Annotated in this window: 14 protein-coding genes, 1 tRNA gene and 1 other RNA gene; 13 read left to right on the forward strand and 3 right to left on the reverse strand. The window is 55.5% G+C overall.

Annotated features, from left to right (window positions below; all coding sequences use genetic code 11):
* The first annotated feature begins 115 nt into the window (after window positions 1–115).
* Window positions 116–2,395: a molybdopterin guanine dinucleotide-containing S/N-oxide reductase gene (locus tag GY169_RS01515; RefSeq protein ID WP_411908107.1), complete on the forward strand. Its 2,280-nt coding sequence runs from the start codon at window positions 116–118 to the stop codon at window positions 2,393–2,395.
* On the opposite strand, the gene GY169_RS01520 is transcribed toward GY169_RS01515, so the two are convergent.
* Both GY169_RS01520 and tag read right to left on the reverse strand, forming a co-directional pair.
* Window positions 2,358–2,807, reverse strand: coding sequence for an N-acetyltransferase (locus GY169_RS01520; protein ID WP_163446876.1), 450 nt, complete (start codon window positions 2,805–2,807; stop codon window positions 2,358–2,360). The two genes, GY169_RS01515 and GY169_RS01520, sit on opposite strands and share 38 nt — an antisense overlap.
* Window positions 2,785–3,366, reverse strand: coding sequence for a DNA-3-methyladenine glycosylase I (gene tag, locus GY169_RS01525; protein ID WP_167574851.1), 582 nt, complete (start codon window positions 3,364–3,366; stop codon window positions 2,785–2,787). Before tag ends, GY169_RS01520 begins: the two co-directional genes overlap by 23 nt.
* A 145-nt stretch (window positions 3,367–3,511) precedes the next feature.
* On the opposite strand from tag, the gene GY169_RS01530 reads away from it, so the two are divergent.
* From GY169_RS01530 to GY169_RS01550, 5 genes are all read left to right on the forward strand, one after another.
* Window positions 3,512–4,219 carry an autotransporter domain-containing protein gene (locus GY169_RS01530; protein ID WP_167574852.1) on the forward strand — a complete coding sequence of 236 codons (708 nt, stop codon included), beginning with the start codon at window positions 3,512–3,514 and terminating at the stop codon, window positions 4,217–4,219.
* Window positions 4,220–4,381: 162 nt separating this feature from the next.
* A complete protein-coding gene (locus GY169_RS01535) occupies window positions 4,382–5,584 on the forward strand; it encodes an MFS transporter (RefSeq protein ID WP_167574853.1) in 1,203 nt (400 codons plus the stop codon).
* A 214-nt stretch (window positions 5,585–5,798) separates the two neighbouring features.
* On the forward strand, window positions 5,799–7,490 hold the full coding sequence (gene eptB / locus GY169_RS01540) for a kdo(2)-lipid A phosphoethanolamine 7''-transferase (protein ID WP_167574854.1): 1,692 nt from the start codon (window positions 5,799–5,801) through the stop codon (window positions 7,488–7,490).
* Window positions 7,491–7,570: 80 nt separating this feature from the next.
* Window positions 7,571–7,647 (forward strand) — tRNA-Pro (locus GY169_RS01545).
* A 35-nt stretch (window positions 7,648–7,682) separates the two neighbouring features.
* Window positions 7,683–7,816, forward strand: a non-coding RNA gene (locus GY169_RS01550) — RtT sRNA.
* A gap of 54 nt (window positions 7,817–7,870) precedes the next feature.
* Here GY169_RS01550 and GY169_RS01555 read toward each other — a convergent pair.
* The gene (locus GY169_RS01555) at window positions 7,871–8,878 is read right to left on the reverse strand and encodes a substrate-binding domain-containing protein (RefSeq protein ID WP_163446867.1); all 1,008 of its coding nucleotides are present in this window, start codon (window positions 8,876–8,878) and stop codon (window positions 7,871–7,873) included.
* A 162-nt stretch (window positions 8,879–9,040) separates the two neighbouring features.
* Between GY169_RS01555 and GY169_RS01560 the strand changes: the two genes are divergently transcribed.
* From GY169_RS01560 to dppF, 7 genes are all read left to right on the forward strand, one after another.
* A complete protein-coding gene (locus tag GY169_RS01560) occupies window positions 9,041–10,165 on the forward strand; it encodes an aryl-sulfate sulfotransferase (RefSeq protein WP_167574855.1) in 1,125 nt (374 codons plus the stop codon).
* Between the two features lie 57 nt (window positions 10,166–10,222).
* The gene (locus GY169_RS01565) at window positions 10,223–11,548 is read left to right on the forward strand and encodes a uracil-xanthine permease family protein (RefSeq protein ID WP_163446863.1); all 1,326 of its coding nucleotides are present in this window, start codon (window positions 10,223–10,225) and stop codon (window positions 11,546–11,548) included.
* Between the two features lie 582 nt (window positions 11,549–12,130).
* Entirely contained in the window at window positions 12,131–13,738 is a 1,608-nt protein-coding gene (dppA, locus tag GY169_RS01570) for a dipeptide ABC transporter periplasmic-binding protein DppA (RefSeq protein WP_163446861.1), read from the forward strand.
* 159 nt (window positions 13,739–13,897) lie between these two features.
* A complete protein-coding gene (gene dppB, locus GY169_RS01575; protein ID WP_064541180.1) occupies window positions 13,898–14,917 on the forward strand; it encodes a dipeptide ABC transporter permease DppB in 1,020 nt (339 codons plus the stop codon).
* A gap of 9 nt (window positions 14,918–14,926) precedes the next feature.
* Window positions 14,927–15,820, forward strand: coding sequence for a dipeptide ABC transporter permease DppC (gene dppC / locus GY169_RS01580; protein WP_064541183.1), 894 nt, complete (start codon window positions 14,927–14,929; stop codon window positions 15,818–15,820).
* A gap of 10 nt (window positions 15,821–15,830) precedes the next feature.
* Window positions 15,831–16,814: a dipeptide ABC transporter ATP-binding protein gene (dppD, locus tag GY169_RS01585; protein ID WP_167574856.1), complete on the forward strand. Its 984-nt coding sequence runs from the start codon at window positions 15,831–15,833 to the stop codon at window positions 16,812–16,814.
* Window positions 16,811–17,821: a dipeptide ABC transporter ATP-binding subunit DppF gene (gene dppF, locus GY169_RS01590; protein WP_163446857.1), complete on the forward strand. Its 1,011-nt coding sequence runs from the start codon at window positions 16,811–16,813 to the stop codon at window positions 17,819–17,821. Before dppD ends, dppF begins: the two co-directional genes overlap by 4 nt.
* Window positions 17,822–18,655 lie beyond the last annotated feature (834 nt).

Here is an 18,655-nt window from a genome sequence, read left to right on the forward strand (position 1 = left end):
AATTTGTAAGTAACATTGAATGGCGCAAAACATAACCGACACCACCTGCAGGAGCGCCCATTTGTCTACGCCATCTTCTCCCTATACCGTTTTAACCGCAGCCCACTGGGGCCCTATGCTTGTCGAGACCGACGGCGAGCAGGTGTTCTCCTCACGCGGGGCGCTACAAACGTCGTTTACCAATTCGCTGCAAAGCGTGGTGCGCGATCAGGTGCACAGCAAAACCCGTGTGCGTTACCCCATGGTGCGAAAAGGCTTCCTGGCCTCGCCGGATAGCCCTCAAGGACTACGCGGGCAGGACGAGTTTGTGCGGGTAAGCTGGGATGACGCGCTCGCGCTGATCGATAGCCAGCATCGCCGTATTCGTGAAACCTATGGCCCGGCGTCGATTTTTGCCGGCTCGTACGGTTGGCGTTCTAACGGCGTATTGCACAAGGCGGCGACGCTGCTACAGCGCTATATGAGCCTGGCGGGCGGCTACACCGGCCATCTGGGGGATTACTCGACCGGGGCCGCGCAGGCAATCATGCCGCACGTGGTGGGCGGTAATGAGGTGTATCAGCAGCAAACCAGCTGGCCCATGGTGCTGGAACATACTGACGTGGTGGTGTTATGGAGTGCTAACCCGCTGAATACGCTGAAAATCGCCTGGAATGCTTCCGACGAGCAGGGGTTGCCTTATTTTGAACAACTGCGCCAGAGCGGTAAGCGACTGATCTGTATCGATCCGATGCGTTCGGAAACCGTCGACTTCTTTGGCGAGTCGATGGAGTGGATTGCTCCGCACATGGGCACCGACGTGGCGTTGATGCTCGGTATTGCCCACACGCTACTGATCAATAACTGGCACGATAGCGACTTTTTAACGCGTTATACCGCAGGTTTCCCGATATTTGCTCAATATCTGTTGGGTGAAGGCGATGGCGAAGCCAAAACCGCCGAGTGGGCAGCCGCCATTTGTGGTGTTCATGCCGATAAAATTCGCGAACTGGCAGAAATTTTCCATAAAAATACCACCATGCTGATGTCCGGCTGGGGAATGCAGCGCCAGCAGTACGGCGAGCAAAAGCACTGGATGCTGGTTACGCTGGCGGCAATGCTGGGGCAGATTGGTACGCCGGGCGGCGGCTTTGGGTTGTCGTATCATTTCGCCAACGGCGGCAACCCGACGCGGCGCGCGGCGGTGCTGGGCTCAATGCAGGGCACGGTGCCGGGCGGCGTTGATGCGGTCGATAAAATCCCGGTCGCACGCATTGTCGAAGCGCTGGAAAACCCCGGCGCGCCGTATCAGCACAACGGTATGGACCGCCACTTCCCGGATATTCGCTTTGTCTGGTGGGCGGGCGGCGCCAACTTTACCCATCATCAGGATACCAACCGGCTGATTCGCGCCTGGCAGAAGCCTGAACTGGTGGTGATTTCTGAATGCAACTGGACGGCGGCGGCACGGCATGCGGATATCGTCCTGCCCGCCACCACCTCCTTTGAGCGCAACGACCTGACCATGACCGGCGACTACAGCAACCAGCACCTGGTGCCGATGAAGCAGGTTGTGCCGCCCCGCGATGAAGCCCGTGACGACTTTACGGTGTTTGCCGACCTGTCTGAGCGGTGGGAGCAGGGCGGTCGGGCGCGCTTTACCGAAGGGAAAAGCGAGCTGGAATGGCTGGAGACTTTCTACCGAATCGCCGCTCAACGCGGCGCGAGCCAGCAGGTGACGCTGCCACCGTTTGCGCGTTTCTGGCAGGACAACGCGCTGATTGAGATGCCGGAAAGCGAGCAGAACGCGGATTTTGTTCGCTTTGCTGCCTTCCGCGCCGATCCGCAGGCCAATCCGTTGAAAACGCCGAGCGGTAAAATCGAAATTTACTCCGAGCGTATTGCCAGCTTCCAGTATGCCGATTGTCCGCCGCATCCGATGTGGCTGGAGCCGGACGAATGGCATGGCAACGCGCATCCCGGGCAGCTTCAGTTGCTGTCGGCGCATCCGGCGCACCGTCTTCATAGCCAGCTTAACCATACATCTCTGCGTGAACGTTATGCGGTGGCGGGGCGTGAGCCGATTACCCTCCATCCGCAGGATGCGAAGATACGGCAGATTGCCGATGGCGATCTGGTCCGCGTCTGGAACCACCGGGGACAGGTGCTGGCTGGCGCGGTTGTCAGTGACGGTATTAAGCCCGGCGTGATGTGCCTGCATGAAGGGGCGTGGCCTGATTTCGCGCATGAGGAAGGCGGAATTTGCAAAAACGGTGCGGTCAACGTTCTGACCAAAGATATCCCCAGCTCGCGGCTGGGGAATGGCTGCGCCGGCAACACGGCGCTGGCATGGGTCGAGAAATATGATGGACCGGCGCTTACGCTAACGGCGTTTGATCCGCCTGCCAACGCATAATCCACGTGGGATGCCGGGTCTCCTCCTGCCACGCGCTATCTTCAATACGAAAACCCTGCGCGTGGTAGAAATTTACCGCCCGGCTGTTTTTTTGATAGACCTCCAGGCTGAGATCGGCAAAGTGCTGTTTAACGACGTTGAGCAGCGCATGGCCGATGCCTTGACGGATGGCTTCCGGGGCAACAAACAGTGCGCCGACAAAGCGCGATTCAATAACGCTGATGAATCCCTGTAAACGCTGTTGCTCATCTTCCCACACCCAGGTTTCCGCGGCGGGAAGGTAGGTATCGCGCACAATGCTTAAGCTCTCCTGCCAGTACTGGGCGTTAATAAACGGGTGCGCAAAGGTAGTGCTTTCTAACCACAGCTCAAGTAAAGGGTCGAGCTGCTTAGTGTTCCATTTTCTGATCATGCTGAACTCCAGGATGGCAGAAGCAGGTGGTCACATGGTCGTTGACCAGCCCGCAGGCTTGCATGAAGGAATAACAGATGGTGGTGCCCACGAATTTAAAACCACGTTTTTTCAGCGCTTTTGACAGCGCGTCGGAGGCGGGCGTCGACGTCGCGATTTCGCCCAGCGTTGCGGCCTGAGTGACGATCGGGGTGTTATCGACAAACGACCAGACGAAGTCATTGAATGATTCACCGCTGGCCTCCATCGCCAGGAAGGCGCGGGCGTTGCCGATAATCGCCTGAATTTTACCCCGGTGGCGAATGATGCCGGCGTCCAGCACCAGCCGCTCGACGTCTTCTTCAGTCATGGCGGCGACCTTTGCCGGGTCAAAATGGTGGAAGGCGCGACGATAGTTTTCACGCTTTTTCAGCACGGTTATCCAGGAAAGTCCGGCCTGCTGGCCTTCCAGGCAGATCATCTCGAACAGTTTCTGGTTATCTCTTTGGGGTACGCCCCATTCGGTATCGTGATACTCGATGTAAAGCGGATCCTGGCTTACCCAACCACAGCGCTGCATTTTCTTCTCCCTGCTTTTGTCGAAATAATAAAACCCTGCACTTCGCTTGACGCCTGTCATAAAGAGACAATAGTTAATACAGGGGGACTTTATCCCTGAAAACATAACAATAACTGCCAAAATTGGCTCTTTCTGGAGTCACTTAATGAATAATAAGAAATGCAATGGCCTTTGGCGATGTGCTGCGCCAGCGTCGGTTTTTGTGTGGATGTTAGTATCGCCACACGCGAATGCCTGGCAACAGGAATATATCGTGACTGACTCACAAAGTAATACTGCCGAGCGCTATACATGGGATAGCGATCACCAACCGCGGTACAACGACATTCTGGCGGAACGTATTGATGCCATGCAAACTGGCTCGGGGCTGAATATGAATGTGCCGGACTCGACGCCGCTTGATGCAACCAAAACGATGAGCGTTGGCTGGAATTTCCCGCTGACGGAGGGCATAACCACTGGGCCAGTCGCGACGTGGCATTATGATGGCTCTCCGGGCTTTATGTGGAATGAATTTGGCGATACCGCCAGCGCCGGTGCGCAGACCGACCCGCTCTGGCACGCAAGCGTAAGCACCCTCGGTTGGCGCCTGGATTCGCACCCGTGGCTGGGCATTCGCCCGTGGGCGCAGGTGAGCTATAACCAGCAGTTTGGCGAGAATCAGTGGAAGGCGCAGTCTGGCCTGAACCGAATGCCGACCACGACGCAGGACGGCAACTGGGTGGATGTGACCGTGGGGGCAGATATGTTACTGAATTCACATCTGGCAGCCTATGCCGCGCTCTCGCAGGCGGATAATATGGCGGCGGGTGCAAACTATCTGTATACCATGGGCGTCAGCGCGCGCTTTTAATCACGCAATATATTCAGCGGCGGAATCATTTTTTTCAATGTCATTCATTCCGCCGCTGATGCATTTCATTCCGTCCTGAATGCATTTCATGCCTTTTTGAACCAGCGAAAATGTTAACTTCGTTATCGTTGGCAGCAGTTAATTCAAGAAGGCATCTTCATCATGAACGCTGCAACTAAAAATCACACTCGCTGGCTGACATTGTTCGGCACCATTATTACCCAGTTCGCCTTAGGTTCTGTCTATACCTGGAGCCTGTTCAACAGCGCGCTGTCCAGCAAACTGGACGCGTCGGTCAGCCAGGTAGCGTTCTCCTTTGGTTTACTCAGCCTGGGTCTGGCGCTCTCCTCTTCCGTGGCCGGTAAACTGCAGGAACGCTTTGGCGTGAAACGCGTCACCATCGCTTCCGGCGTGCTGTTGGGGCTCGGCTTCCTGCTGACGGCACATGCGAACAGCCTGATGATGCTGTGGCTGAGCGCCGGTATCATCGTCGGCCTGGCAGACGGCGCGGGCTATCTGCTGACGCTCTCCAACTGTGTGAAATGGTTCCCGGAACGTAAGGGGCTGATTTCCGCCTTTGCCATCGGTTCTTACGGCTTAGGTAGCCTCGGCTTCAAATTTATCGACAGCCAGCTGCTGGCGACCGTCGGGCTGGAAAAAACCTTTATGATTTGGGGCGCGATCGTGCTGGTGATGATCGTCTTCGGCGCGATGCTGATGAAAGACGCGCCGAATCAGGAAGTCCAGAAACATAACGGCGTGATGGAAAACGACTTCACGCTGGCGGAATCGATGCGTAAACCGCAGTACTGGATGCTGGCGGTGATGTTCCTGACCGCCTGTATGAGCGGCCTGTATGTGATTGGTGTTGCTAAAGATATCGCGCAGGGGATGGTGCATCTGGATCTGGCCACCGCAGCCAACGCCGTTACCGTTATCTCGATTGCCAACCTGAGTGGTCGTCTGGTGCTGGGTATCCTGTCTGACAAAATCGCTCGTATCCGTGTGATTACCATTGGTCAGATTATCTCGCTGGTGGGTATGGCCGCGCTGCTGTTTGCACCGCTGAACGAAATGACCTTCTTCGCGGCGATTGCCTGTGTAGCCTTTAACTTCGGCGGTACCATCACCGTGTTCCCATCGCTGGTAAGTGAATTCTTCGGCCTGAACAATCTGGCGAAAAACTACGGCGTGATTTACTTAGGATTTGGTATCGGCAGCATCTGCGGTTCGTTGATCGCCTCTCTGTTTGGCGGCTTCTACGTCACCTTCTGCGTTATCTTTGCCCTGCTGATTATCTCGCTTGCGCTGTCGACCACCATTCGCCAGCCGAAAACGGAAATTCTGCACGAAGCGCACGCTTAACATTATTACTCCTTTCAATAAGATGATTCAGGCCAAATATTTTTGTAAATATTTGGCCTGATCACATCCGCAGCGAATACTTTTCCCCTTTCTTGTTGTCTACTTACCGCGCTTGCAAATGCGGCCCTTTGGGCAAATCGCATAAATTAACTAGTCTACTAATTATTTGATTTGTGACTTGTTTTTTATTTTCCCTTTTTCCAGGGTTTTTCGAATGAGATACATCAAAGCGATGTCCCAGCAAAAGCTCAGTCTTTTGCTGGCGGTATACATCGGCTGGTTTATGAATTATTCCGTGTTGGTTCGTCGGTTCGGGGGGTATTTATCGGACTTCAGCGTCGAGAAAGGGATGTTTATCGGCATTGAGCTGGTGAGTTCGCTGCTAGTGACGTTCTTCCTGTTCCGTCTGCTGTCGCTGGGGGGACGTAGGTTGTGGAAAGTACTGGCAACGGCCGTGGTGCTGATTTCCGCCGGCGCAAGCTACTACATGACCAACCTGAATGTGGTCATTGGCTACGGGATTATTGCCTCGGTGATGACGACCGATGTCGATCTCTCCAAAGAGGTGGTGGGCTGGCACTTTATCTCCTGGCTGGTGCTCACCAGCATCATCCCGCTGGTCTTTATCTGGTTTAACCAGGCGCGGGATACGCTACTTAATCAACTGCTTACGTCAGGGCAGCGCCTACGGGGTATTGGCATTGTGCTGCTCTGTGCGCTGTTGGTGTGGGGGCCTATTCGCTTGATGGAAGCCCACCTGAAGGACAGCGAGCGCCTTTCACAGGTCGATCTGCCAAGCTATGGCGGCGTACTGGCCAACTCTTACCTGCCGAGCAACTGGGTCTCTGCGCTAAGTCTGTACGGTTGGACCCAGGTTGATGAATCGCTGGATACCAGCGATCTTATCGATCCGGCAAAGAAGTTTACCTACGTTGCGCCTAAAGACATTGATGATACCTATCTGGTGTTTATCATCGGCGAAACGACCCGCTGGGATCATATGGGCCTGTTCGGCTACGCGCGCAACACCACCCCGGAGCTGGAGAAGGAGAAAAATCTGGTGGCCTTCCGCGGCTATTCCTGCGATACCGCGACCAAGCTTTCGTTGCGCTGCATGTTTGTCCGTCAGGGCGGGGCGAGTGATAACCCGCAGCGCACGCTGAAAGAACAAAACGTGTTTGCGGTGCTGCATCAGCTCGGCTTTACCGGTGACCTGCTGGCGATGCAGAGCGAACTGTGGTTCTACAGCAACACCATGGCCAACAACATTGCCTACCGCGAGCAGATTGGCGCCGAGCCGCGTAACCGCGGCAAGAGCGTGGACGATATGCTGCTGGCGGATGAAATGAAAAACGTGTTGGCGCGTAACGGCGTCGACGGTAAGCATCTGATTATCATTCACACTAAAGGTTCGCACTTTAACTATACCCAGCGCTACCCGCGCAGCTTTGCAAAGTGGACCCCGGAGTGCGTGAACGTGGATGATAAATGCAGCAAAGCGGAGCTGATTAACTCGTACGATAACTCGATCACCTACGTTGACCATTTCCTGGTGAACATCTTTGATCAGTTACGCGATAAGAAGGCTATCGTCTTCTATGCCGCGGACCACGGTGAGTCGATCAACGATCACGAACGTCTGCACGGTACGCCGCGCAAGATGGCGCCGCCGGAGCAGTTCCGCGTGCCGATGATGGTCTGGATGTCGGATAAGTATCTGGAAAATCCGGACCACGCCAGGTCGTTCGCATACCTGCAACAGCAGGCGGCGATGAAGCAGCCGAAACGCCACGTGGAGCTTTATGACACCATTATGGGCTGTTTGGGTTACACTTCTCCGGACGGTGGAATCAACGAGTACAACAACTGGTGCCACATCCCCGAGGCGAAAAAATCGGCGCAGTGATGGCTTTCTGGCCGAACAAGGGGCTTTTGTTAAATAAGGGATTGACGAGGGCGGGGCACAGCAGTAAGATGCGCCGCATTCGGTGATTGGCGCAGCCTGGTAGCGCACTTCGTTCGGGACGAAGGGGTCGGAGGTTCGAATCCTCTATCACCGACCAAATTAAAAAAAGCCGCTCTCTGAGCGGCTTTTTTGCGTCTGTAGCCCGCAAAGAGGATGAGAACCTCCGGGGGTAAGAGGTTCGACCCGAGCGTAGCGAGAGAACGTTGCGTCAGCAACGGCCCGCAGGGCGAGCCACGTAGTGGCGAGTTATCCTCTATCACCGACCAAATTAAAAAAAGCCGCTCTTTGAGCGGCTTTTTTGCGTTTGTAGCTCAGCTCTCTTATCGCGAAGTGGATGCCCGCACGACCAGATCCGGTGTTTTACCCTTGCTGTAGCTGACCTTCTCACCCGCCATAGCGGCAAACAATAGCGTGATGGCCTGGCGCGCCACTTCATCAAGATGCATATTCACTGCCGTCAGTGGCGGTGTGGATTCGCGCGCGCGGATGCCGTCATAGCGAGTAACTACCCGCATTTGTTCAGGTATGGCGATATCTTGTTCCTGGAAAGCCCGTACCGCGCCGCTGGCAAAGGTATCGATCAGCACCAGCACGCCATCAACGTCGGGATGTTCCTGTAATAGCTGATGTGCCGCGCGGTAGCCGGCATTTTCACCGTCGCTCTCATTGAGCGAGTAGATGACGGGGGACTGCCGCCCTTCACACCAGCGCCGGTAAGCCGCTTCGCTCTCCAGCATTGATGTGCGCCGCATGTTGCCGACAAATAACGCACATTTACGTGTGCCGGAGGACTCCAGATGCGCGAGCAGAATTTGCGCCGTTGCCGCTGAATGCAGTTCAACCCACGGCACAGGCGTGTCGGTCCCCGGCGTGCGGCCAATGGTGACACAAGGAATGCCGGCCTGCGCCAGCGCCTGTAGCTGGGGATCGTTTTCCGCTGGCTCAATCAGAATCGCCGCATCGAAGCCGACCGCATCCAGCGGATTTGCGCCCGGTGGCACCAGAATCAAGGCATGCTGTTTTTCCAGCGCCATCATGGCGGAAGTGAGCGCAACCTCCATCATAAATCCCAGCCGGGAGGCGCCGGAGGCAATGGTCAACGGCACCGATGAGAGCAGTGCGATGGTATTGGTTTTGCCGGTACGCAGCTGTCGGGCACGGATGTTGGGCGTGTAATTCAGCGCGACAATCGCCTCTTCAATACGCCGACGGGTCTCCGGTTCAACAAAGCGGGTGTTATGCAACGCGTTGGATACTGTCCCTGGCGACACGCCAGCATGGCGGGCGACATCAATCAACTTTGCGCGTTTTTTTTCTTGAGCAGGCATTTGCTTGCAGCCTCCAAAATCTTTTGCACAGATTAACACACTTTTTTGTGCTGACCTTTTACGTTGCTATGCCAGCTGATGAATAAGCATTTTCAGAAAAAATTCTTCATTAAAACGTTTTAATGGGGTATTTTTACGCAAATTTATCCATCTGGAGGCTACGTGGCACACTTAACTCAGGATCCGACTTTTACGCTTGGACGCCGTCTATCCGGGCTCACCTTTATCGACAAAGAGAAGAGTTTTGGCGGGTATACCCTCTTTGCCCCGCAAACCGCAGAAGGGCGGGTTTATCTGGTTGATGAACAGGGTGAGGTCGCGCATCAGTGGCAGCTGCCGGTACGTGCAGGGCGCGATGCGGTGCTGCTGCCTAACGGTAACCTGGGATATAACGGTAGCCACCGTACCTCCGCAAATCTCTATCCCGCGTGGGATCTCTGGCATGGCGGTGATTTCTACGAAGTGACGCCGGATAACGAAATTGTCTGGCACTATGAAGACATCTTCCATCACCATGATGCGCAGTGGTTGCCGAACGGTAATCTGCTGTATACCGCCGCGTCGCCGCTGCCTGCCGATATCGCTGCCCGTGTGACCGGCGGCGACCCGCGACGTGATGCGCCGGACGGCGTGATTCAGAGCGACGTCGTCAAAGAGGTCAATCGCGACGGTGAAGTTGTCTGGGAATGGCGCGCCTGGGAGCATTTGAATCCGGAAGATTTCCCGATTCATGAGATCTTTGACCGTCGCCACTGGCCGATGATTAACGGCCTGTCGGTGACTCGCGATGGCCTGGTGCTGATGAGCCTGCGCACGACGTCTGGCGTGATTGCCGTATCTAAAGAGAACGGCAAAGTTGTCTGGCACGCGGGGCCGGAAGTGGTGGCGCAGCAGCATACGCCGGTTGAAATGGAGAACGGGTCGATTCTTGTTTTTGACAATGGCAACCTGCGTCCGGGCGTGACCTCGCCGCATTCCACGGTGCTGGAGTTCAATCCGCAAACCCACGCCATTACCTGGCAGTATCGCGATATCTTCCCGCCGGCCTTCTTCTCCCCCTATATGGGCAGCGCGCAGCGTCTGGCGAACGGCAACACCTTTATCTGTGAATCCGCATTTGGTCGTCTGTTTGAAGTGACGCCGGAAGGGGAAACGGTTTGGGAATATATCATTCCGTTCTTCAATGAGTATCCGGAGCACCTGAGCAAAGGCATTATTCCCGGAAAACAGAACAGTGCATTCCGCGCGCATCGTTATGCCGCCGACGCGATTGCCTGGTTGAAATAATCTCTGCCGCCAGTGCGTGCTGGCGGTCATTTTTTTGATGTTTAACGGGAGGCAATCATGCCGCAACCTGGCCTTACCACGCCGGACAACGATGCATTACCCTGGCAAACGACCTTTCTTCTGGCGCTTCAGCATGTGCTGGTCGTCGCCGCGACCCCCATCACTTCCGTTTTTCTGATCGCCAAAGCGCTGCACTTTACCGACGCGGTGACCGCTTCGGTGCTGAGCGCCACGTTTCTGATGTGCGGGCTGGGCGCGATTCTGCAAAGCCTGGGCGTGAAGGGAGTAGGCGCACGGCTGCCTTTTATCATGGTGCCCGGCGGCGCGCCGATCGCGATTTTTGTCGCTATCGCTCTGCAAACCAATATCCAGACGGCCGTTGGCGCGGTTATCTTAACGTCGTTGTTCTACTTTCTGGCGCTGCCCATTTTCCGCCGCTGTCTGCACCATTTCCCGCCCTTCATTATCGGCATCATGCTGCTGATGGTATCGATAAACCTGATTCGTCTTTACGGCGGATTGATTATTGGCCAGCCGGGAAGCACGGATTTCGCTCACCCGACCAGTATTATTTTATCGCTGGGAACGATCCTGATTACGCTGGTTTTCGCGCTGGTCTTTACCGGTATTCTGCGCCAGCTTGCTGTGATGTTTGGCCTGCTTGCCGGTACGCTGTTGGGCATGATGCTGGGCAGTGCCGACTTTAGCGGCGTGAGCCACGGCCCGCTGTTCAGCGTTCCGCAATTGTTCCCCTTCGGTTGGCCCATTTTCAACCTTTCCGCTTCGTTGCCGTTGCTGATTTACGCGGTAATTTCTATGGCTGAAGCAACTGGGCAAACGATTGCGACGGCGGAGATTGTTAATTCTACGCAGAATGTCCGTGAAGCGATTCCGCGTACGATTCGCGGCGATGCCATTATGTCGCTGCTGGGGGGGATTTTCGGGACATCGCTAATTATTACCTCCGGCGAAAATATCGGTGTGGTGCGCACCACCAATGTCAAATCACGCTATGTCACCGCCGCAGCAGGGCTGCTGTTGATTCTGATTGCGCTGTTCTCACCGTTGGTACGTCTTGCGACTTGCCTGCCAGGGCCGGTGGTGTGTGGTACGGCGGTGATTGTGTTCAGTATTATCGGGGTGATTGGTATCGATATGATCGCTCGTGAACCGTTGCACACACCGGGCAAAACTTACGCGCTGGCAATGGGGCTGGCGATGGGCATGCTGCCTATTCTGGTGCCGGGTCTTTATCAAAATTTCCCGTCAGGCGTGCAAATGGTGTTTGGTAACGGCATGGCGGCGGGGACGTTGACGGCGATTCTGGTCAACTCGCTGTTTAACTGGAGTGAAAAGCGAAGTCAGGCGCGTGTAAAACCATAAGTTTATGAGAGCGGGCCGTTGGCCTGCTCTTATCCATCTAAAGAACTATTCTCTCACTGTTTGTTCACAATTATGTGACATATTCCATTGTATTTTTATATGCATAGACGAATCTTTTTTCACGCTACTTATGGGTAACCTCAGCATTTTCACCTGTGCGTTTTAACGTTCGCGGCATTAATCGCTCAGATAATCAGCATATCGAAAGAAATTTTTCACATAATGACTAATTGTTAATCACTGAATGTTGCAAAGTATTAAGTGAATAACTCTGCCTTCATGCCCATAGCATAAATTTCTCTGCTGAAAATAGTGCTTCGGGGTTTTTTTAATCTTTGCCCATCCATTCTCACCTTCAGTACAAATCCCGGTTAACTGTATTGACGTTTTCACATTCTATTGACAGATTGTACGGCATGAGGGGCATTTCATGGAGAATCCGCACTGCAACTCAGATGTTCCAGTGAAAGGAATCCCTCGCCTCTATATGCATCGACCCAGCCGGTTAAATAAAAAATAAGGTCAGGCGGTGTAACCCAATGCAAAGGGTAAAAACAACACATATCACATTGGAGCAGAATAATGAGTATTTCCTTGAAGAAGTCAGGGATGCTGAAGCTGGGCCTCAGCCTGGTCGCGATGACCGTTGCTGCCAGCGTACAGGCCAAAACCCTGGTTTATTGTTCAGAAGGCTCGCCGGAAGGCTTTAACCCACAGCTCTTTACGTCTGGTACCACCTATGATGCCAGCTCCGTACCTATCTATAACCGTCTGGTTGAATTCAAAACCGGCACCACGGAAGTGATTCCGGGTCTGGCCGAGAAATGGGACATCAGCCCGGACGGCAAAACCTATACCTTCCACCTGCGTCAGGGTGTGAAGTGGCAGGATAACAAAGAGTTCAAACCAACTCGCGACGTGAACGCCGACGATATCGTCTTCTCCTTCGACCGTCAGAAGAACCCACAGAACCCGTACCACAAAGTCTCCGGCGGCAGCTATGAATACTTTGAGGGCATGGGCCTGCAAGACCTGATTAGCGAAGTGAAAAAAGTCGACGATCATACCGTACAGTTCGTGCTGACTCGCCCGGAAGCGCCGTTCCTGGCCGACCTGGCAATGGACTTCGCCTCTATTCTGTCTAAAGAATATGCTGACAACATGCTGAAAGCCGGTACGCCGGAGAAAGTGGACCTGAACCCAATCGGTACCGGTCCATTCCAGCTGGTACAGTACCAGAAAGACTCCCGTATTCTGTACAAAGCCTTCCCGGGCTACTGGGGCACCAAGCCGCAGATCGACCGTCTGGTCTTCTCCATCACGCCTGACGCTTCCGTGCGTTATGCCAAGCTGCAGAAAAACGAGTGCCAGGTGATGCCGTACCCGAACCCGGCAGACATCGCTCGCATGAAAGAAGACAAGAGCATCAACCTGATGGAACAGGCTGGCCTGAACGTGGGCTACCTCTCCTTCAACACCGAGAAAAAACCGTTTGATGACGTGAAAGTGCGCCAGGCGCTGACCTATGCGGTCAACAAAGAAGCGATCATCAAAGCCGTTTATCAGGGCGCTGGCGTAGCCGCGAAGAACCTGATCCCGCCAACCATGTGGGGCTATAACGACGACGTCAAAGACTACAGCTACGATCCGGAAAAAGCCAAGGCGCTGCTGAAAGAAGCGGGCCAGGATAAAGGCTTCACCGTTGAGCTGTGGGCGATGCCGGTTCAGCGTCCGTACAACCCGAACGCTCGCCGTATGGCTGAGATGATTCAGGCTGACTGGGCGAAGATTGGCGTACAGGCCAAGATCGTGACCTACGAATGGGGCGAGTACCTCAAGCGAGCAAAAGCGGGCGAACACCAGGCCGTGATGATGGGCTGGACCGGCGACAACGGGGATCCGGATAACTTCTTCGCGACCCTGTTCAGCTGCGCAGCGGCGAAAGACGGCTCCAACTACTCTCGCTGGTGCTACAAGCCGTTTGAAGACCTGATTCAGCCGGCGCGTGCGACCGACGACCACAACAAGCGTATTGAACTGTACAAACAGGCTCAGGTAGTGATGCATGACCAGGCTCCGGCGCTGATCATCGCTCACTCCACCGTATACGAGCCAGTGCGTAAAGAAGTCAAAGGCTACGTGGTTGACCCATTAGGCAAGCACCACTTCGACAACGTATCGATCGAATAATAAAGACGACGCCTTAACAGGCCGCGCATGCTTCCTGCCCCCTTTGGGGCGGGAAGCCGCGCCGTATCTGCGCCTCTCGTGTTGAGAACTGGCGGCAGATTTGTGAGCAATACAGACGGCCTGTGACCAGGCGGGACGTCATTAGAGAGAATCAGGGTTATGTTGCAGTTCATCCTCAAACGGTTGGGTCTGGTGATCCCGACGTTTATCGGTATCACCCTCCTCACGTTTGCCTTCGTGCATATGATTCCCGGCGATCCGGTGATGATTATGGCGGGCGAGCGTGGTATTTCCCCTGAGCGCCATGCCCAGCTGCTGGCTGAACTCGGCCTGGATAAGCCAATGTGGCAGCAGTATCTCCACTATATCTGGGGCGTGCTGCACGGTGACTTAGGGATTTCATTAAAGAGTCGTCTCCCGGTGTGGGACGAGTTTGTGCCGCGTTTTAAAGCGACACTGGAACTCGGTATCTGCGCCATGATTTTTGCCGTCGCCGTGGGGATTCCGGTGGGCGTGCTGGCCGCGGTGAAGCGCGGTTCTATCTTCGATCACACCGCCGTTGGCCTGGCGCTGACCGGCTACTCCATGCCGATTTTCTGGTGGGGCATGATGCTGATCATGCTGGTGTCGGTGCACTGGAACCTGACCCCCGTTTCCGGGCGCGTCAGCGACATGGTGTTCCTTGACGACTCCAACCCACTTACCGGCTTTATGCTGATTGATACCGCTATCTGGGGCGAAGAAGGCAACTTTATCGATGCGCTGGCGCATATGATTCTGCCGGCTATCGTGCTGGGGACCATTCCGCTGGCGGTAATTGTGCGTATGACCCGCTCATCCATGCTGGAAGTGCTGGGTGAAGACTATATCCGTACCGCGCGCGCCAAGGGGTTAACCCGCATGCGCGTCATCATCGTGCACGCGCTGCGTAACGCGATGCTGCCGGTGGTGACGGTTATCGGCCTGCAGGTTGGTACGCTGCTGGCTGGTGCGATTCTGACGGAAACCATCTTCTCCTGGCCGGGGCTGGGGCGCTGGTTGATTGACGCGCTGCAACGCCGTGACTATCCGGTGGTGCAGGGTGGGGTGCTGCTGGTGGCGACGATGATTATCCTCGTCAACCTGCTGGTAGACCTGCTGTACGGCGTGGTGAACCCGCGCATTCGTCATAAGAAGTAAGGGGCCGTCATGTCACAAGTTACTGAGAATAAAGCACCGGTGCCGATGACCCCATTACAGGAATTCTGGCACTATTTTAAGCGCAATAAAGGCGCGGTGGTTGGCCTGGTGTACGTGGTTATCGTGCTGTTTATTGCCATCTTCGCCAACTGGATTGCACCGTATAACCCGGCGGATCAGTTCCGCGATTCGCTGCTGGCTCCGCCTGCGTGGCAGGACGGCGGTAGTCTGGCGCATCTGCTGGGCACCGATGACGTTGGTCGTGACGTGCTGTCGCGCCTGATGTACGGTGCGCGTCTGTCGCTGCTGGTTGGCTGTCTGGTGGTGGTGCTGTCGCTGGTGCTGGGGATCATCCTTGGCCTGGTGGCGGGCTACTTTGGCGGCCTCGTCGACAACATCATCATGCGTGTCGTCGATATTATGCTGGCACTGCCTAGCCTGCTGTTGGCGCTGGTGCTGGTGGCTATCTTCGGCCCGTCGATCGGCAACGCCGCGCTGGCGTTAACCTTTGTCGCCTTGCCGCACTACGTCCGCCTAACCCGTGCCGCCGTGCTGGTGGAGGTCAACCGCGACTACGTAACCGCTTCCCGCGTCGCGGGCGCCGGGGCGATGCGCCAGATGTTCGTCAATATTTTCCCAAACTGCCTTGCGCCGCTGATTGTTCAGGCATCGCTCGGTTTCTCTAACGCCATTCTCGATATGGCTGCCCTCGGCTTCCTGGGGATGGGCGCACAGCCGCCTACGCCGGAATGGGGCACCATGCTCTCTGACGTTCTGCAGTTTGCCCAAAGTGCCTGGTGGGTGGTGACCTTCCCGGGGCTGGCGATTCTGCTGACGGTGCTGGCATTTAACCTGATGGGTGACGGTCTGCGTGACGCGCTCGATCCCAAACTGAAGCAGTAAGAGGTTCGAGATGGCGTTATTAAATGTAGATAAATTATCGGTGCACTTCGGCGACGAAGGCACACCGTTTAAAGCCGTAGACCGCGTGAGCTATAGCGTCAGTCAGGGCGAAGTCGTTGGTATTGTCGGCGAGTCCGGCTCGGGTAAATCTGTTAGCTCATTGGCGATCATGGGGCTGATTGATTATCCCGGCCGCGTTATGGCTGAAAGCCTGATGTTTAACGGTCAGGATCTGAAGCGTATCTCCGAGAAAGAGCGTCGCAATCTGGTGGGCGCCGAAGTGGCGATGATCTTCCAGGATCCGATGACCAGCCTGAACCCGTGCTACACCGTCGGCTTCCAGATTATGGAAGCGATTAAAGTGCACCAGGGCGGCAACAAACAGACGCGCCGTCAGCGGGCAATCGACCTGTTGAATCAGGTCGGGATTCCGGATCCGGCATCACGTCTGGATGTTTACCCGCACCAGCTGTCCGGCGGGATGAGCCAGCGCGTGATGATCGCCATGGCGATCGCCTGCCGTCCGAAGCTGCTGATTGCCGATGAGCCGACCACCGCGCTCGACGTGACCATTCAGGCGCAGATTATCGAGCTGCTGCTGGAATTACAGCAGAAAGAGAACATGGCGCTGATCCTGATTACTCACGATTTGGCGCTGGTGGCTGAAGCTGCGCACAAAATCATCGTGATGTACGCCGGTCAGGTGGTAGAGACGGGGGCGGCCAGCGACATTTTCCGCGCGCCGCGCCATCCCTATACTCAGGCGCTGCTGCGCGCGTTACCCGAATTTGCTCAGGATAAAGCGCGTCTGGCTTCGCTGCCGGGAGTTGTGCCGGGTAAATACGACCGCCCGAACGGCTGTCTGCTGAACCCGCGTTGCCCCTATGCGACGGATAAATGCCGCAGCGTAGAGCCTGAGCTGAATACCGTTGACGGTGCTCGCCAGTCGAAATGCCACTATCCACTCGATGATGCCGGGAGGCCCACACTATGAGTACGCACGAGGCCACCTCGCAGCAGCCGCTGCTGCAGGCAATTGACCTGAAAAAACACTATCCGGTGAAGAAGGGGATGTTTGCTCCTGAGCGCCTGGTGAAAGCATTGGACGGCGTGTCATTTACGCTGGAGCGTGGCAAAACGCTTGCCGTAGTAGGCGAGTCCGGCTGCGGCAAATCGACCCTGGGTCGCCTGTTGACGATGATTGAAGTGCCAACCGGCGGCGAGCTGTACTACCAGGGGCAGGATCTGCTCAAGCACGATCCACACGCGCAAAAATTGCGTCGGCAGAAAATCCAGATTGTGTTCCAGAACCCGTATGGTTCTCTGAACCCGCGTAAGAAGGTGGGGCAGATTCTGGAAGAGCCGCTGCTGATTAACACCTCGCTCAGCAAAGAGCAGCGCCGTGAAAAAGCGTTGGCGATGATGGCGAAAGTGGGTCTCAAAACGGAGCACTACGACCGTTATCCGCACATGTTCTCTGGCGGTCAGCGCCAGCGTATCGCTATCGCTCGTGGTCTGATGCTCGATCCGGACGTGGTGATTGCCGACGAACCGGTCTCCGCGCTCGACGTTTCCGTTCGCGCGCAGGTGCTGAACCTGATGATGGATTTGCAGCAGGAGTTGGGGCTTTCTTACGTCTTTATCTCCCACGACCTGTCGGTGGTGGAGCACATCGCCGACGAAGTTATGGTGATGTACCTAGGCCGTTGCGTGGAGAAGGGCACGAAAGACCAGATCTTCAACAACCCGCGTCATCCGTACACCCAGGCGTTGCTCTCCGCGACGCCGCGTCTGAATCCGGACGATCGCCGCGAGCGCATCAAACTGACCGGTGAGCTGCCAAGCCCGCTGAATCCGCCGCCGGGTTGCGCTTTCAACGCGCGTTGCCGTCGACGCTTTGGGCCGTGCACGCAGCTTCAACCGCAGCTTAAAGATTATGGCGGTCAGCTGGTGGCATGCTTTGCCGTTGACCAGGATGAGAATCCAGAAAAGAGCGTGTAACATACTGACTATCTTAAAGGCCGCAGAGGTTAAACTTTGCGGCCTTTTTGTTTTCGGGCGCAATTCTGAAAAGGAGTCTCTTCCGGCGAGTTGGAAGGTCGATTGCCGTATTATTGACGGCAAGCCGGGTTTCCCGGTGAGGCGCAATGTTGCGGGGGCTTGATCCCCGGTGGCATGAGTTGCTGAAAAGAGAAAGCCCCCGCACGTTGTTTGGTTTTAACCTGGCAACTTACGAGGGCATCCACATCTCTTCACAAAGACAGGATAGCCGCGAACCGTTGCCATTGCAATGCAGGCGGTTGTATGACGCTCAACGAGGCACTAGTGCTTGCGGTTGTAACCTCCATCGTCGGCCCATTGGTGGTCGCGCTGGTACGTCACTTCTTCAGGTTCTAAGCTGACGGGGCGTCGTGGCTGCCGCAGTGGCAACATGCGCCCGAACCGGGCCGTAGGGGAAACTCTGCGGCCTTTTTCGTTGATGCTTCGGGCTGAATTCCGAAAAAAGCATCCGCCCCGCACAGAGTGGCGAGTTGAGGAATTGTTTGCAGTAGTATCAGAAGTAAGCCGGCGTTTCCGGTGAGGCGCAATGTTGCGGGGGCTTGATCCCCGGCGGCATGAGTTGCTGGAAAGAGAAAGCCCCCGCACGTTGTTTGGTATAAACCGGCAACATAACGAGGGCCATTCACTTGCTCCACAACAAGAGGATAGCCGCGAACCGTTGCCATTGCAATACAGGCGGTTGTATGACGCTCAACGAGGCATTAGTGCTTGCGGTTGTGACCTCCATCGTCGGCCCATTGGTGGTCGCGCTGGTACGTCACTTCTTCAGGTTCT

It is taken from the genome of Kluyvera genomosp. 3 (assembly GCF_011765685.1).
GTDB classification, from domain to species: Bacteria; Pseudomonadota; Gammaproteobacteria; order Enterobacterales; family Enterobacteriaceae; genus Kluyvera; species Kluyvera georgiana_A.

What these genes read in the sequence shown, in the direction of transcription:
- GY169_RS01515 (WP_411908107.1), top strand. Translation starts at nt 116, where the DNA reads ATGCTTGTCGAGACCGACGGCGAGCAGGTGTTCTCCTCACGCGGGGCG.
- GY169_RS01520 (WP_163446876.1), bottom strand. Translation starts at nt 2,807, where the DNA reads ATGATCAGAAAATGGAACACTAAGCAGCTCGACCCTTTACTTGAGCTG.
- tag (WP_167574851.1), bottom strand. Translation starts at nt 3,366, where the DNA reads ATGCAGCGCTGTGGTTGGGTAAGCCAGGATCCGCTTTACATCGAGTAT.
- GY169_RS01530 (WP_167574852.1), top strand. Translation starts at nt 3,512, where the DNA reads ATGAATAATAAGAAATGCAATGGCCTTTGGCGATGTGCTGCGCCAGCG.
- GY169_RS01535 (WP_167574853.1), top strand. Translation starts at nt 4,382, where the DNA reads ATGAACGCTGCAACTAAAAATCACACTCGCTGGCTGACATTGTTCGGC.
- eptB (WP_167574854.1), top strand. Translation starts at nt 5,799, where the DNA reads ATGAGATACATCAAAGCGATGTCCCAGCAAAAGCTCAGTCTTTTGCTG.
- GY169_RS01555 (WP_163446867.1), bottom strand. Translation starts at nt 8,878, where the DNA reads ATGCCTGCTCAAGAAAAAAAACGCGCAAAGTTGATTGATGTCGCCCGC.
- GY169_RS01565 (WP_163446863.1), top strand. Translation starts at nt 10,223, where the DNA reads ATGCCGCAACCTGGCCTTACCACGCCGGACAACGATGCATTACCCTGG.
- dppA (WP_163446861.1), top strand. Translation starts at nt 12,131, where the DNA reads ATGAGTATTTCCTTGAAGAAGTCAGGGATGCTGAAGCTGGGCCTCAGC.
- dppB (WP_064541180.1), top strand. Translation starts at nt 13,898, where the DNA reads ATGTTGCAGTTCATCCTCAAACGGTTGGGTCTGGTGATCCCGACGTTT.
- dppC (WP_064541183.1), top strand. Translation starts at nt 14,927, where the DNA reads ATGTCACAAGTTACTGAGAATAAAGCACCGGTGCCGATGACCCCATTA.
- dppD (WP_167574856.1), top strand. Translation starts at nt 15,831, where the DNA reads ATGGCGTTATTAAATGTAGATAAATTATCGGTGCACTTCGGCGACGAA.
- dppF (WP_163446857.1), top strand. Translation starts at nt 16,811, where the DNA reads ATGAGTACGCACGAGGCCACCTCGCAGCAGCCGCTGCTGCAGGCAATT.